The following is a 15797-nucleotide window of genomic DNA, read 5'->3' on the forward strand; positions in this document are numbered from 1 at the left end:
ATTTAAGCCTACCAAGTACACCTCGTTCAACACCCGCTTTGACAAGCTCAATGTTCCTAGAAGTGCTGGTTACAAGGCATTTTAAGAGACCCGGTGTGTGATACTCGCTTAAGGCTTTGGCGAGTCTGAATTTGTTAACAATAGGCCAATCCACTACTATGACTTTGAAGCAATGAAAGGAGAAGCTATCGCTTTTGCTGGCCTATACCGTGAATGGCTCCACCCTATAACCGGCGAGCCTACCTTAAGCTGTTCAATTATCACTTTGCCCCCTCACCCCAAGCTTTCCCTTATTCACTCTAAAGCGATGCCGTTGATGCTACCCCAAGGTAGAGGAGTATTGGATATGTGGCTTGATAACTCTGTTACAAATACAGACCTACTTAATGATTTACTCCAACCACATCTCCCCCAGGATTTAATTGCCTATCAAATCAATAAGCCAAGTGAGTATCGTCAGGTTGGAGATAAGAAACTGATAAAAAAGGACCCAACATAAGCGCCACATGCAAAAGTAATAGTCAAAAGCAGCCCCTATCCAAAAGATTGACTAACTCTTACTCAGCCCAAAAACAGTTCAAAAAACAACCAACATTAACCAATCAAACTTTTTTTTCAATTTTTTTTCATTGAGTTTGAGTTAATCATACAAAGTAAGGCCTCTAAATTGAGCTTGTAAAACGTCTCACATAAAAAATGACCTAAAAGGTAAGCGAACACTAACATCTGAAATTTAGACGCAGCTAATAATGCATAATAGCGCTAGTATAAAAGTGGATCAAAACGGTGAGCGTAGACTTTAAAGTTTCGATATATCAGTCATTTGCATACTAAAATAAAATGTTTATTCTCCAATTTGTCCGCAGTTGGCAAATGCTGATCTGCAATGTTCGAAGGTGTAAGAACACCACTAGATTCTTAACGAAAATTTGGAGAGATGTGATGAATTCGCTTCCAGAATTACTAACTCGCAAAGAAGTGCTTAACTTGGTTGGATTTAGCAGAACAACCCTGTTTGAAATGGAAAAAGCTGGTAACTTTCCCAAAGCGAGAAAGCTGCACCCCAATGGCCGCAGTGTTAGGTATGTTGCAAGTGAAGTTCAACAATGGATTAGCAATATTAGCGTTCAGTAAATATGAAGTTTATATCTGAGCACGATATTGCCCTGCCTGAAGATTTCACTGTAATAGATGAATTCGAAGTGGCTGACCAATTAAGTATAAGCATCCGAACGCTGAAGAAGTTAGTTTCGCAAAGATATATATCTGCGCCATTGAAGCTAAAGAGAAGCTCATTCTGGCGTGCTGCGGATATCTACAAGTTCTTACAGGACTTTAACGAACAAAAATGTTAAGCAAGTCGATAGTTTTTATGGTTGAAATTACTTTAAAAGCCCAGTCTTCGCGGGCTGTTCAAATCGAATCAATGAAAGGTTTTATCCTAGTATCTTGCGATTGTGGTGCCACCCTAGTAACTGGAATTAAAGAAAATGGTTAATGTTAAAAAGCTAATAGTGAATCTATTTGAGCCAAAAGAAAAAGAGCTAATCAGACACAAGCGATTTATCATGTCAAAGTTATCAAAAGATTATGTTTATCAATCAGAGGATGGTACCCCTATTCTAATCAGAATACTTAGGAACTATTCAATTGAGTCTTCTCGTATGAATAAAATCATTAAACTTGTTGATTCAACAATTTGCCAATACCAAAAAGTTTTTGCATTGCGTTTTGACTTGCATCACAGCAAACATAGTACCGATGATTCAAATCAGATACTCCAGCTTTTCCTGCGGAAGTTAAAGCAAAAACTAATCAAAAAATACAAATCGATAGTCAACGTCGTATGGAGCTGTGAGAAGTGCAAGAGTCTTCATCATCACTATCACCTAGCCCTGCTGATAAATGGCAACAAGGTAAATTCACCGGCGAAGGTATTTGAGCTTGTACGTGAGCTATGGGCTCATGAAGCTGGTGGCGTTGTCCCTTACATACCGCACGTGCATTACAACCTGATACGTAAAAGTGATGAAGCATTCTGGATTACCCTACAAGCCCTGTTCGTTAGATTAAGTTATTTAGCAAAAACTGAAACGGATTACAGGCCCGATGGTGGCAAGAAATTCAGCTTTGGTACGAGCCACATTAAGTTCCCAGTGCAAAGAAACAGCATTTAGTCTGAAGCTATGATGGGCCGCTCCAACCATTAGGAGTGGCCTTCTATTATGAGGATTAAGTTATGCCCAGAGGTGGAAAACGCAAAGGCGCAGGCGCTCCTAAAGGGAATACTAACGCCCTAAAGCACGGTGGCCGGGCCAAGGTTTTATTTGGCATCCCTTTGGATAAAGAGCTAACCCGAATCGAATATCGAGCATTGTGCCTTGAGCAATTAAATCACATCCTTGAGGAAGATAAGAATACTGGACTCGGTATGAGTAGCAAGTTCTGGGAGCTAAATAAGCGCTACAAGGGAGCTATAGGCCTTAGAATGTGTGGAATGTACTATCGCAATCCAATAAGACTAACACTCAAGTGATCGCTTCAAACCAAACAATCAAAAAGTGATCACATAGACTATTAAAATAAGCCATGGACGGCTTATCACGCTCAATATCAACAATTACAAATTGATAAAGATTTAATCACCGAACAGCAAAAAACCTTACCTTACCAGTTCGGGTATGATGAGCATTACAGCGATCACGTTATATTACTCATCAGAAATTTTCCGAAAAGTTCGCCAAACAATCAAACGCTACTAATTTTACAAGCAACATCAGCCGCAAGCCCACATAAACAGTGAAGTCTGTCGGTTAATTCAGATAAAAAGCGATCACCTATTTAAAGTGATCGCTCATCAAGGCATAACCGATCACGTTTACAAACTCGTTTGTATTTACTTCCACTGCGTTATTGGTCAAATTGCTAATCGCCCACCAGCAGCACATCAAATGCTGGTTGCGTTTAGTGCCGTTAACTCTTAACCTCTGAAGAAAGCTAGTAAGGAGCAGATAAAATGGAATTTTATGAAGTAGAACCAACGCTAGATAACTACTGGCGAGCTATCATTCTATTCGGCCGCAATGTGGCCTCATATAAGTTTGCGCTAGCAAAAGCACTCTATGACTTAAAGGCAGTACCCAATGATTTAGTCACGCTCGATCAACTTGCTGTGCCTTTTAGCCAGCATTTGTGTGACCACTTGAAGCACTCCCCTAAGCAAATCACTTCCAAATCGAGTAAGTTTCTCAATGCCTGCTCAAGCTATAACCAAGATGAAATTAATCATGATGAGCTCATTAAACAAACAGTGAAGCTTGGTTTCGCCAACGTTATTGACGCCTTTCACGTAGTAAATAATGGTGAAATTGACCATCGATTCTTTATAGATGAACGAAAAACACATAATGGCATTCGCATTACCGACAACTTTTTCAAATTGGCCGAAAATGAGCAATTTTCTAATTTCGAACACGAAACTGAAGCACGCTGGCGCTTAGTTGAGCAAGCATGGAAAATGGGCGTTGCCAGAAACCTAATCAGTGTAGAGTACGATGATAAGCTTAAGACACTATTCACCGGTACAAAAGAGCGCAGGGTGAATATTACAAGCTGCAGAGACAGTTTAAATGGCTATCAAAAAGGTCGATGCTTTTATTGCTATCAGCCCGTGAGCCTTCAACAAGGAAGCGAGGAGCTCGTGGATGTAGACCACTTTTTACCTTGGAACCTTAAAGAACAAATAGCCAATATTAATGGTGTGTGGAATTTAGTACTCTCTTGCCGAGACTGTAATCGCGGCGAGAACGGTAAGTTTGCCAAAGTGCCTGAAATCGAGCTTTTACAAAGACTGCATAAGCGCAATGAGTATTTCATTAATAGTCATTTGCCACTACGAGAAACGCTTATACAACAAACAGGCAAAAGCGAGGCGGAACGCAGGGGCTTCTTACAGGCACACTACACATTAGCCAAAAGCATTTTAATTCACACCTGGCGACCAAAAATTAAAGGGATCATCACTTTTTAATATGAGCATAGAGTTTTACGAGCAGAACGCACAGTTGTTCTTCGACGGCACCATTGACGTTGATATGAGAGATATATATGAAAGGTTCACAAAAGGCCTATCCAAAGGTTGCTACATACTGGACGCTGGATGCGGCTCAGGAAGGGACACGAAAGCATTTTTAGACATGGGCTATAAGGTAGATGCCTTTGATGCCTCTGAGGCGCTATGCGAGCTATCAAGTAAGCAAACCGGGATAGAGGTAAAACATGCCACATTTAACGATGTGACGGCTGTATCACAATATGACGCCATATGGTGTTGCGCTTCCCTACTCCATGTTCCTGAAAATGAATTACAGAGGGTTTTAAATAAATTAGCAACCTCCTTAAAGGCTGGTGGCATTTGGTATGTGTCGTTCAAGTATGGTGATGGTGAGCGCGTTAAAGGTGGCCGTCACTTTACTGACCTAAATGAGCACAAACTTGAATTACTAGTTTCTGAACTCCCCAACATCACTGTGAAAACAACATGGGTTTCCGAGGATAATAGGCCAGACAGAAATGAGCGTTGGTTAAATGCGTTGCTAGCGAAGGTGTAAACCTAAAAACATATAGGCCTAGAAACCCTCAACAGTTAAGGATTATTACGATTAGTCCAATTCTGATAGGTATCAGAAAGCATGACTTTACTTGCCCCATCAACGGGCACATCTCAGACAATTAAATGCGCTAGAAGAAAGGCGCAGGTAGCCGTATAATGAAAGTCGCTACAACTATATAAATAACATGGAGTTAAAAAAGCGATGAACTTTGCAGGAAGCTTTAAAGAGTTGCAAGCCAAGTTAATGCCATTAGGTGGTAAGTGGGATAATTCTAAAGAAAATATGGTGACTTATCGTCTCAATGGCGGATTTATGAACTGGTCTCGACAATCAGGGAATATATCGTTTCAAGGTAAGTCAAAAGACGCTGATTCCTTAAAAAAAAGCGTTTTAAGTATCATTGAGGACAAGTCATCAACAACTGAGTTAAAAGACAGAGTAAGTAAACTTCTTAAAGCATTAAGCGAAGGAATGTATGAGCGAGAGGAAATAATTGCCGTATCTTTACTCAGTGCACTGTGTGGCCAAAACACTTTCCTTTACGGCCCCCCAGGTACAGCCAAAAGCCTAATATCAAGACGCATCGCATGTGCATTTTCACAGCCAGATTACTTTGAATACCTAATGAATCGCTTTAGCACACCAGAGGACGTGTTTGGTCCAGTATCGATAAAAGCACTTAAAGAAGACCGCTATACACGAAAGACCAATCACTACTTACCAAAAGCAGAAATTGCCTTTTTGGACGAAATTTGGAAATCCAGTCCGGCCATATTAAATACTCTACTTACTCTTATCAATGAGCGTATTTTTCGAAATGGTGAAGTGGTTGAAAAAGCTCCTTTAAAAGCTCTCATAGCAGCCTCTAACGAAACGCCAGAATCGAATCAAGGATTGGAAGCTTTATACGACAGATTCATTGTACGGCTAATGGTTGGACCTATTAAAAACTCGGATAATTTTGACCACTTACTGAGTCAACGCCCCACTGAGGCCGAAATCGATGTTGGAAATGACTTACAAGTTTGCGCTGATGAATGGTTGCACTGGCAAAAGCAGATTCATGCTGTTGAACTGTCCAAAGAAACGTTCACCATTATCCATCTAATTCGCAAAGCATTGGTTGACCAATATGATGAACTGAAAGTATATGTATCAGACCGTCGTTGGCAACGAGCAGCTATGTTGATGAAGGCCTCGGCCTTTTTTAACGGGAACTCTCAAACCAATCACAGTGACGCACTGCTTCTTCGCCATTGTCTCTGGACTGAAGAATCCAACCGTGAAGCAATTAATGCCATTGTTGAGCAGGCAGTCAAAGATGCAGGGTTCGACACTGGTATAGACTTAAGCAAATTTGACAAACAAAAAGAGCAACTAGACGCGGAAATTCATCAAGAACTTTACTACTCCAAAGACATATACGAAACCGAGGAGCTCAATGGGGAGCAATATTTTGTAACTGAGTTTAAAGACCGAAGCTATTACCATGGACGATTAAATAGAAAGGTATTTATCCATACGAACAAGATGAAAACAACTGACTCCTTTAATCCCATAGATGAAAACGGAAATTCAATTGATGACTTAACATGCAAGTTTGATGGCCAAGGCACCTGTGTTATCGGTGAGGACAATTACGATGAGAAGAATTTCACTCCTGTGGTTCGATTCCACAAAGGGGATAAAAAATCGAAGGTCAATAAGCGACTTATAAACTCATTACTTGACTCAATTTCAGAAACGAAAGAACAATTTATCAAAACTCTTAGCCAGGTAGAATTAATGAAACAGGGCTACGAGAAAAATTTGAAGTCTGTTTTTATTCCTCAGGAAAAAAGTCAAATTGCTATTCAGGGAATTGAAGAGCAAATCACTCAACTTCAACTTCGCATAAAAGATTGTGAGCGTATGGAATCGCTGTGCAAGTAGATATAGTTGCAAAGTCAGCAGATACCGTCAGAAGCACTGTTTTTTGTGAATACAGCCGGTTGCTGAAGCGGCCTAGTCCACTACGACATAGTATTGATAATAAAATTGAAGAATGGGAGTGGCAGAGTAGGAAAAATCTGGCCATAGCTTCGCCATTCAATAATAGTGAACTAGAACTTAGAAAGCTTGAAAGACTCATCAAAGGCAGCAGATCAAGGTCAATTTTGCATGCAGCCGTTTATCAGTTTTTTACCCTTTGCGAAAGCTCCAAGCAGCCAGTAGATAAAGATTTCTGGCACTCGCAACTCGGACAATTTCCAAATGGATTACTATCTGAAGGACTAAATGGCAAGGACCTAGTAAAGAAGTTTAATGTCTGTGGCCGTCACCTCATCGAATCGTGGCAAAAAGCATTAGACAAGGCAAGGAGCGAATGGGAATTAGAATATATATCAAACCTTCGGAGACAACTATTAGACGAGATAGAATTACTATTAAAATTGTTGGAACAGATCCAACCAATATTCGACTCGCTGGGTATTGATCCAGGTTTGCTCATTGACTTTTCAAACGGACAATTAAATCAACAGGACTTTATAGAATTTCAACGATGGGCAAAATATCTTAGCGAGGATGAAGGGTTAAGATCACTTTGTGATTTACTTGGCCGAGTAAGACAATTTGAATTGGCTGAAAAATTAGAGCGCGCCAATGTAACCCAACAATTGGACATAACATTACCTGATATACACTCCAATGAAGAAATCATCGGCATCCGCCTGGGCCGAGATTTAGAAAATGTGCTGCCAAGTGAAAAGGCATTACTTGCTGATGAAGTAACTTCTCTTCTTTTTGATCTAAAGTACGTAGAATCAAGGCTAATGTGCTTTGACATGGTAGGACACTCACACCAGACATTAGAAGTTGAAACTGAACAAGACATCCTAGTCAAAGACAACGATAGCCATGGCCCAATGATAGTGTGTGTGGACACCAGCGGTTCAATGAGCGAAATGCCAGAAACTATTGCCAAAGGTGTAGCACTATTTATGGCGGCTAAAGCCAAAAAAGAGAATCGACCTTGCTACCTAATAAATTTTTCCACCGGTATTCAAACTCTCGACCTCACGGGGGAAATGGGATTAGCATCCATAATCGACTTTTTAAAAATGTCTTTTCATGGTGGCACTGATGTGGGTCCTGCTCTAAGCCATGCACTGGAAATAATGGATACAGAAGTGTACAAAAAAGCAGACCTGCTAGTTATTTCCGACTTTATTGTGGGGCACCTCTGCGCGGATACATTGAAACGAATTGAAGCTCAAAGAGAAAACGGCAATCGCTTTTATTCTCTCGTTGTTGGCGACATTTTTATGTCTCGAAGACAAGAGAGTCTGTTCGATCATGAATGGGTATTTAACCCAATTAGTGGCTCTATAAATGAGTTGGTTGGGTTTCAACAATATTTAGGCCAACAAATATGAATTTTTTAGAATACTTGTAGGGGAATTAGAATGGCACTTGCTATTGGACTGATTGTCATCTTGATTGCTTGGGTAATAATGCCAAAAAGAATAAAGCAGCTTTGCGGATTGCTTGTAGTGGTAACAATCATCTATGGAATCAATATAAAGTTTATCCAGGGAGGCATGCAGTCATTTTCTGAGTTTACAACTCTAATGTTTCTTTTTACAGCAATAGTAGGCTTGTTAATATTTGGAATGGTTCTAGGACTTTTGAAAGAAACTTCTAGTTCACACGCTTCCTATTTAGAAAAAAGAGATAAAATTATTTCATTTATTGTAAAGTGGGGAGGATTATACTTATTAATTACTTTCACTTTTAGGTTGTGTATATTCTTGGCTTACGGAGCAAACGCAGACGCCTGGGACCTATCATGGATAATTACCAAAGTTTATGGAACTGGTGTATTCGTTTTTTGCATAGGAGCATATTACTATGTCAAGTCGTATAGTAAAGAACGCTAAGGCAACACCTTGAAAGTAGATTGGATGACTGCAACTTAACTGCACTAGCTCAGACATCATCTGAGCTAGTTAAATCAACTTATACTTAGCGAAAGTTAAGCTGCGATAAGCAGTATCTCGTCACAATTTTGAGCAACGATACTTTTAAGCTCTGGTCGAGCAGAAATAAGATTAAACACGTTTTTCTGATATTCAATCGCAGGCTCTATTTCTTTCCTCAAAGAAACAATCTCTTTTAGCTTTTCAAACTGCTCAGTACTAACACATTTAATTAAAGGCTCAGAAGACACCAAGTTTACTATTGTGCGGCCAAAGCACATCATTTCTTTGTCTAACTCCATTATAGCCTCTACAGCATGGGCACTTTCATCTGCTGCGTTATAAGCGTAGGCCATCGCAAAACCAAGATATTGCAGTCGGCTCTGAAGTAACTCAATCCCACCTAGTGCGCTGAGAATATGTTCTTTTTTCTGCACCTTACACGCTTCTGTGAGCATTAACTTAGTATATTGATATTGGTTCATAATCTCCCACACCATACCCTTGATTAATTGCGCATCATCTTCTACTGACAGTTGGCTCAACCTTTTTAAGAGCGACGTAAACCTAGCTGTATCTTTAAACGCATCCCTTTGCTCAGTCCGAAGCACGCCCTCACACAAAATATCGAGCTTAGTTGTATGCTGCTCAAGTACCCTAGATATATGGTTCAATTTATTACATACAACTACAAAACCAACAGATGAGACGGCTAGGTTTAACCCCGATAAAGCGATATTTGCATACTGGAGCCCCTGTAACACATCCATACTACTTTGCAGGTTACTAATGCTGTCTTGTATTTGACCTGACTGTTGCTGTAACACACTTTGCAAATTAGTAATGCTTTTTTCCAGTGCCTCTGGGCTACCAGGGTATACAAGATGCTTCACTATTTGACCCGCGCCTGCCTGCCCTTTAGCAATTCGAATAACCCCTCCAAATAGCTCAAATGTTCCATCTTTTAAGCCTTCAATTATTTCTGGGCTATTATCAATAGTGCGAACAAGAATATCTTTTGCTACAGACATTGTATTAACTCCATTTTTGCTCGTTCAATTTCAAACTTAATTTGAGTTTGACGTATAAGTGCAATGTGAAGTACCAGCGGGATTGTTACTCTAAATGCTGGCCCACTGAGCTCATATGTAGTCCAGATAGCTGATATTGCAATGCCCAGAGGGTTTAACATAGTCGCTCCTCTAACCACTAAAGCTGAAGTACTAGCAATTTTACCGCTGCTTACGACTGCATGACGAGTAAAGGCCCCAGCAAGCAGTTTAGCAATCGGGTAGAACCCTACAGAACTTGTCATCGCTTTATATAATGTAGCTTTGTCTGTGGCCTCCGACATTGATTCACTGATATTTTCAGTCAAATCATAATTACTATTCTGTATCAACTCACGTATCTCTTCCACGCTCTTGTCTTTATGTACCTTCGTCAACAAACTCATAAGGATTTGCTCCTCTAACTCAATCTCTAGAGCATCCTTATTCGGCTTCTTGACACCCAGCTTTTTCGCAACATCACATAAGACTTCTTTATAGGAAACAGGCTCCCCTCGTCGAGCTCGACTTGCCACTGAGTTACTCCCGAACGCCCTAATTTCATATGCAAGTATATCAACATGTTCATGGAGCTTGCCCTGCTCTAATGCAGTTTCAATTTCTTGAAGACGTTCTGTAGCTAAAGAAATTCTACCTTTACCGTTGTCCGTGATAATGTTTGCGATCTCTACCAACTCATCATTCGAAGCAACCTTCAATAGCTCTAGGAGTGAGCGATCTTGTCTAATTTTCAAAAGTGATTTTTCATTATCCATATCTTATTATTATCCTGATTATATTTATACTCGCTTGCCGCCGCTTAGTAATTCAAATATCACTCTCGCATGTCGTTCTTCACGATTAAGGTCGTTCAATAGTTGCATCATTTGTTCTTAATACGCATAGGCGCTGGCCATAATGCTGTTATCAAGACTCCAGATGAAATCCAATAGCTGGACTTGTTCTAGCCTGTTGTTTTCCGGTTGGTGAATCACATCTACGTTCTCACACACTTTGTAGGTGTTACCTTTAATCGCGATATGTTTTCATATTGTAGGATAGAACTTAGCCACACTATCTCACCTTAATAAATTGGAGATAATTCATATTCTATTATCTCGCTTCTACAGCTTCATTTGTGACCCTCACAAGCTCCTTAATAAACCGAATAGCCTTATGCAACTCATCTCGCTTAATGGCACTAGGCTGGTGGATGCATGTGCGCCCACGATGCACTGCGTCTCCTCGTTTACTCAGAAGGGCGTTAAGTTGCTCCCTTGCTTGCTTAGGGATAACACCAGCCCAACCCCAATCACAGGTTACGTCATACCCTAAAAACTCTTCAAAAAGCTGCTTTGTTTTACTCGAATCCGGGTTGTGGAACATCTTCACACGGGTTTCAAGTTGACGGAGCACAAAGTCGTGAACTTGTTAGCCTTCTAAGATTTTTAAGTCTGCAGCTACCTTTTCTTTAACTACATCCTCAACATAAGTCTCCCAGGCAGTAAGGGCCATCACTAAGCTCGCCTTCTTGAGTGCATCTGGGCAACTAAAACCTTTATCATTGTTGTTGAGCTCATCAAAACAATCTGCCAGTTCTTCAGCTTCAACAATACTTTTTCTGAAATCTTGATATGCGATTGTCATTGTCGTCCTTGTTCTCAAATATATTTAAACTCGCTTTCCGCCACTGAGTTAATCGAATATTTATATCATATACCAGTCACCGTGATTGGTATCCTTCAGCGGCTGTATCAATTACGTAAATTATTCAATTACAGATTAAAACCTTTAGCTATAGAAAGTCTTTAGTAACAAGCAAGTGCGAATGCAAACCACTATCGATTTCTCGAATTTCGCAAAAAAGTTTGTAGTCGCCCTCTGCTTCATGAACACAGTAACACCTACCTGCCCTAATCATACGATGCAAATAATCGCCTCACTCCACTACATCATTCCTAGCGCCATATCAATTACTCGATATCAGGTAAAAATCACTACTCGTATCATCTGCAAAAGAGCAAGAGAGAACCAAATAGCCTTCATCATGTATAAGTGAGCGTGTTTCTTCTGCCCACTGTGCGAAGTTTTCTATTGTGCATTTTGGGTCTTGGATGTTGTACGTTTTGTTTGCCAGCATATAGTTAATTGGCCCGGAGTTTTGCTGGAGATAACCACCTAACGCTTCTTCACTTTCAAGAACCAGATAACCAGACTTACAGCCGTCGAGGCAAATCAATAACTCCCCAAAATCAATCTCTACCATTGTTGCACTTTCCACTATATCTATAAGCCGGTAAACCAGCTCATCAGGAAATGCGTCGCCACAACGTTCTTTAACGAGCTCGTATAGCTCGTCGATTTCTTCTTTTAGAAACGGAACCCATTCTCTGCCCACAGAACACCTCATACTATAACCTTAACGGCTTATTAAATTTTCCAATCAACGCTATTGTTTAGCAACTAATGTTTCTGTGCTTGTTGAAGGTCACTTGTGCACCCTCCTGGTCGTGCCTACTCACCGAACATAATTAGATGCCAACCAGGAAATAATTCTATTACTTATTCTGTGGTTGAAGATAAATAAAGTTGCTCGCTTTACTAGCTAACCCTGAGGCTTTACTTAGTTTAGCCATTGCTTCGTCAGGGTCCATGCCTCTTAACCAGCTGGCAATATATTGAATAGCTTTAGTACGAACGGACTTTGTCAGCCCAAATCTTGCGCATAAAAAGGAGGACCCAATCTCGGCGACTAACTCCTCGAATATGTAATCAGTATCACCATTTTCTTTGCCAAACTTTCTGTTGCAACGAGAATGATGACCAGTCCAATGAACTAACTCGTGAAGTAATGTCGCGTAATATGCCTTAGTGGCATCTTTAGCTTTGAACCAAGCTTTGCTAGGCATGGTTATGCTATCGGTGCTGGGGCAATAATAGGCTTCTTGGCTATCTCCTTCAGACTCACGTAGTTCAACATTTAGCTCATTAATTCTTTTATCGATAACGGAGACCTTAGCAACTTTGGTCTCAACAAATGATTTGCCTTCAAATCCGATTACATACTCGGAATTGAAAACAATCGACACTTTACTGCCTAAGCCACCTTTAAATTCTTGTGAATTTGGGTTTAATTCTTCATCTACATCTTGTTGGTAATAATGAAATACTGCGGCAGGCTTAGCACCTTCTTTTAAGCTACACCCTAGTTTTTCCCATTGGGTTTGTGTCGCCCAAAGGTTACTTTTCAAACCATAGGTTTTTGCGAAAAGTGAGAGAAAGACAAAAGAATAGAGTGACTGATATTGGCGCAGAGTCTTAGCGTTGTAATGACTCGATAATTGTGGCTCAGAGAGCCACTCTTCAATGAAGGCTTTGTTGTTTTTTTGCAGGCCTTTAAGAATATTATTGTAAACTTTACTATCAATATCCCAGTTTTGACTTTCCACTGAAACAATGTCTGCTAACTTTTTTAATTGACCAAATACTGGTTGCCCTAATCTATGTGCCAAGCCACCAGCTGAGTCCACATCATTAAAAGATTCGAACTCATCAGCCACAAACTGGAGCCAAAAATCATATTCTTTTAAAAAAGGTAGGAGCTCACCTTTAGTTACTTTTGACCAGAATTCACAGTACAGATCATCGAAAATACTACCGAGTTTTGTTGTCTCATGCTTGTGCTTCAAACCGTCAATAATCTCAGAAACAGATAAACCGACACTCTCTTCAAGATCTTGTAACTTCTCAGATGCCTCTTTAACACCTAAAATACTCGCATTCATTGATTGCTCATATTCTAACCAGTCTATAGGACTTGTTGTACGTTGAGTGCAATACAAAAATGAATTGAATTGTGTATTTCCGTGTAATTCTTTGGTTTTTTCTAACAGGCGATCTCGTTTACAACCGGTTGCCAATGCCAGCTCAAATTGAGTAAATTCATTATTTCTAAATTCTGCTATGTTTGCCATATTGCGCTTCCTTCTAATATCCTTATTACCAAATAATGAGTGGTTACATTGAATGCCAGTCTAGTTCGCATTTATATTGTAATAAACTCAGTTAAATGCCCGTGACATGACAAGGTTAAGCTTCTCATCGCTCGGGTCATAGCTACGTGTAGCAACGCTCTTTCTGCTAGTTCATGCTCGCGCAATTCAACAGGATCCTCTGATTTGAAGTTTTTAAGTGGAATTGTGTTTTGATTACAACCCATGATAAATACGTTTTGAAATTCTAAGCCTTTTACCCGGTGCATTGTTGCAAGTCTAACGCCATCCTGCTGTCGGTTATCAGTTCCATTAGCCATAACCTCATACGTCGTTATTCCCGCTTTTTTTAACTGTTGACCAAACGAGTCTCTCAAAGACTTTGTTCTAGCAACTACACAGATATCTTTTAGTTTGGCTCCCGCTGCTTCTAATTGCTCAATTCTTTCTACAACAGCATCTGCTTCATCAATGAAACTATCTGCGGTTATAACTTCAGGCTGTTCACCGTGCATCAACGAGACATAACCATTACTAGTATCTGCCCCGTCATCTAAATCATCTACAGGGATATTATTCAATACTGACACAGCAAGCTTTTTAGTTTCCTCTGTAGTTCGATAATTAACTCTTAGTTTACGGCTACGCCCTAAAATATTAATTCCACATCGGCCTAAAACGACTTTATTTCGATAAATTCGTTGATGGCCATCTCCGACAATAAAAATATCGTTTTTACCTTCTGGAACAATTCTTCGAATCAATTCATAAGCCTGAGTTCCCATATCTTGGCCTTCATCGACAATAATTGAATCGTAAATAGGTTTGATGTTTTTGCTATCTATAATCGAGATACAATCTCTCATTGCATCTGGCATTTCTTTGATTTTGTTGTGATTAAGTTGTAACAAATACTCCTCAAATACAGACCACGCTAACAATCTCTCTTTCCTGTTTAGCCTTGTCCCTCGGCCATTTCTTTTTGCTCTAATATATTCAGATTTGTCAGTAATACTTTGCTCTTGAATTACTAGCTTCCATTCTTCTTCGTAAAAATGATCGGATAGATCTAAATCTGGTGACTTGTTATCAAGTGCCCTATTCCAACTATTTACCCTCTTTGGATGTGAATCTCCGGGATAAACAATGTCATAATTATAGTTGTTTCGTTTTAGGAACTTATGAACCCAAGAATCAATATTAATTGTTTCGATCGAGGATAACTCCGCATGACTACAGACTTGCTCTAAATGTGCGGAAATGTCTGATGCCAAGTTTTTCGTGAACGTGGTAAAAAGTACTTTTTTATTTGGCACTCCAACTAGCTTGCTTGCTAGCCATTTTGCTCTGTGGATCGCTGCAACTGTTTTACCAGTTCCCGCTCCTCCCAAGACACGGACAGGACCATTCCAATCCCTTTCAACCAATTTTCGTTGTGATGGATGTAAAAATACGCGCCACTTTTCAAGGGGGGCATCTAACATTTGTTCTAGAGCTTCGTCATCAACCACCACAAAACGACGCTTTGAGCCTTCTCTAATGAGAGCTGCGGCAAAATCCTCTGTATCAACATCTTCTGTACCAGTAGAACGATAATCTTCTAGCACCTCACCATAAGGAATGCCATCGGCAAGGAAATATAGCGCTTCGAACGCATCATTAGGCAATGCTTCTCGATATGCTTCTAATTGTTGAATATTAGATAATTGTGATATTTTTTCTGAAAATTCCTCTGGTAAACCAACATCTATTAATTGCTCGGTAGAATAATCATCAAATAAGAATGAACTGTCTTGTTCTATAACTGAAGTCGTATTCTCTACCACTTCATTTACCGATTCATCAACTTCAGTTGCATACAACTGAATAGCCCCGGTTTTTGGATGAATTTTACATTGATGACGTCTGGCCCATGCATAGGCTTCATCGTGATGATCTACCCACAATAAAATGTAAACATTACCTTGCTGAGGCTTTAAAATAATCCCTCTGTAGGCTTGATCAATTCTAACAGACCGCATATCGCTGTTAGCCGCATCGATGATTTTTTCGTAGTTAATACCACTACTTAAAGGATCACTCCTGAACTTACTAACAAATTGATTAACCTTTTTTTGTTGTGCTCTTGGTAATTTCAGTATTGCTGTTAAGAAGTCTTGTGATATTGCAACTTGAATATCCATA

General features: G+C 39.9%; 14 protein-coding genes and 1 pseudogene. 9 read left to right on the forward strand and 6 right to left on the reverse strand.

Annotated elements, in window-relative coordinates:
- Positions 1-148: 148 nt before the first annotated feature.
- The 9 genes from EXT46_RS10950 (at position 149) to EXT46_RS10990 (ending at position 8533) form a co-directional block, all read left to right on the forward strand.
- Positions 149-499: an SOS response-associated peptidase family protein gene (locus tag EXT46_RS10950; protein WP_346428465.1), complete on the forward strand. Its 351-nt coding sequence runs from the start codon at positions 149-151 to the stop codon at positions 497-499.
- A 443-nt stretch (positions 500-942) separates the two neighbouring features.
- Positions 943-1134, forward strand: coding sequence for an AlpA family phage regulatory protein (locus EXT46_RS10955; protein ID WP_130147252.1), 192 nt, complete (start codon positions 943-945; stop codon positions 1132-1134).
- Positions 1135-1664: 530 nt separating this feature from the next.
- The gene (locus EXT46_RS10960) at positions 1665-2177 is read left to right on the forward strand and encodes an inovirus-type Gp2 protein (protein ID WP_165381108.1); all 513 of its coding nucleotides are present in this window, start codon (positions 1665-1667) and stop codon (positions 2175-2177) included.
- 62 nt (positions 2178-2239) lie between these two features.
- On the forward strand, positions 2240-2536 hold the full coding sequence (locus EXT46_RS10965; RefSeq protein ID WP_130147256.1) for a hypothetical protein: 297 nt from the start codon (positions 2240-2242) through the stop codon (positions 2534-2536).
- A gap of 480 nt (positions 2537-3016) precedes the next feature.
- Entirely contained in the window at positions 3017-4030 is a 1014-nt protein-coding gene (locus tag EXT46_RS10970; RefSeq protein ID WP_130147258.1) for an HNH endonuclease domain-containing protein, read from the forward strand.
- A gap of 1 nt (position 4031) precedes the next feature.
- Positions 4032-4610, forward strand: coding sequence for a class I SAM-dependent methyltransferase (locus EXT46_RS10975; RefSeq protein WP_130147260.1), 579 nt, complete (start codon positions 4032-4034; stop codon positions 4608-4610).
- A 204-nt stretch (positions 4611-4814) separates the two neighbouring features.
- Complete coding sequence (locus EXT46_RS10980; protein WP_240701122.1) at positions 4815-6545, forward strand: AAA family ATPase; 1731 nt, start codon at positions 4815-4817, stop codon at positions 6543-6545.
- A complete protein-coding gene (locus EXT46_RS19040; protein ID WP_130147262.1) occupies positions 6536-8029 on the forward strand; it encodes a VWA domain-containing protein in 1494 nt (497 codons plus the stop codon). Before EXT46_RS10980 ends, EXT46_RS19040 begins: the two co-directional genes overlap by 10 nt.
- Before the next feature lie 30 nt (positions 8030-8059).
- Positions 8060-8533, forward strand: coding sequence for a hypothetical protein (locus EXT46_RS10990; protein WP_130147264.1), 474 nt, complete (start codon positions 8060-8062; stop codon positions 8531-8533).
- Positions 8534-8628: 95 nt separating this feature from the next.
- Here EXT46_RS10990 and EXT46_RS10995 read toward each other — a convergent pair whose 3' ends face one another.
- The 6 genes and pseudogenes from EXT46_RS10995 to EXT46_RS11020 all read right to left on the reverse strand — a co-directional run bounded on the left by EXT46_RS10995 (position 8629) and on the right by EXT46_RS11020 (position 15796).
- Positions 8629-9603, reverse strand: coding sequence for a hypothetical protein (locus EXT46_RS10995; RefSeq protein ID WP_130147266.1), 975 nt, complete (start codon positions 9601-9603; stop codon positions 8629-8631).
- A complete protein-coding gene (locus EXT46_RS11000; RefSeq protein ID WP_130147268.1) occupies positions 9594-10397 on the reverse strand; it encodes a hypothetical protein in 804 nt (267 codons plus the stop codon). The genes EXT46_RS10995 and EXT46_RS11000 overlap by 10 nt, the downstream gene beginning before the upstream one ends.
- A 337-nt stretch (positions 10398-10734) precedes the next feature.
- Positions 10735-11268 (reverse strand): annotated as a pseudogene (locus tag EXT46_RS11005) (HEPN domain-containing protein).
- A 322-nt stretch (positions 11269-11590) separates the two neighbouring features.
- A complete protein-coding gene (locus tag EXT46_RS11010) occupies positions 11591-12019 on the reverse strand; it encodes a hypothetical protein (RefSeq protein WP_130147270.1) in 429 nt (142 codons plus the stop codon).
- A 160-nt stretch (positions 12020-12179) separates the two neighbouring features.
- Positions 12180-13595: a zincin-like metallopeptidase domain-containing protein gene (locus EXT46_RS11015; protein ID WP_130147272.1), complete on the reverse strand. Its 1416-nt coding sequence runs from the start codon at positions 13593-13595 to the stop codon at positions 12180-12182.
- Positions 13596-13666: 71 nt separating this feature from the next.
- Positions 13667-15796: a 3'-5' exonuclease gene (locus tag EXT46_RS11020; protein WP_130147274.1), complete on the reverse strand. Its 2130-nt coding sequence runs from the start codon at positions 15794-15796 to the stop codon at positions 13667-13669.
- Position 15797 lies beyond the last annotated feature (1 nt).

Source organism: Pseudoalteromonas sp. CO325X, from assembly GCF_004208955.1.
In the GTDB taxonomy this organism is placed as follows: Bacteria; Pseudomonadota; Gammaproteobacteria; order Enterobacterales; family Alteromonadaceae; genus Pseudoalteromonas; species Pseudoalteromonas ruthenica.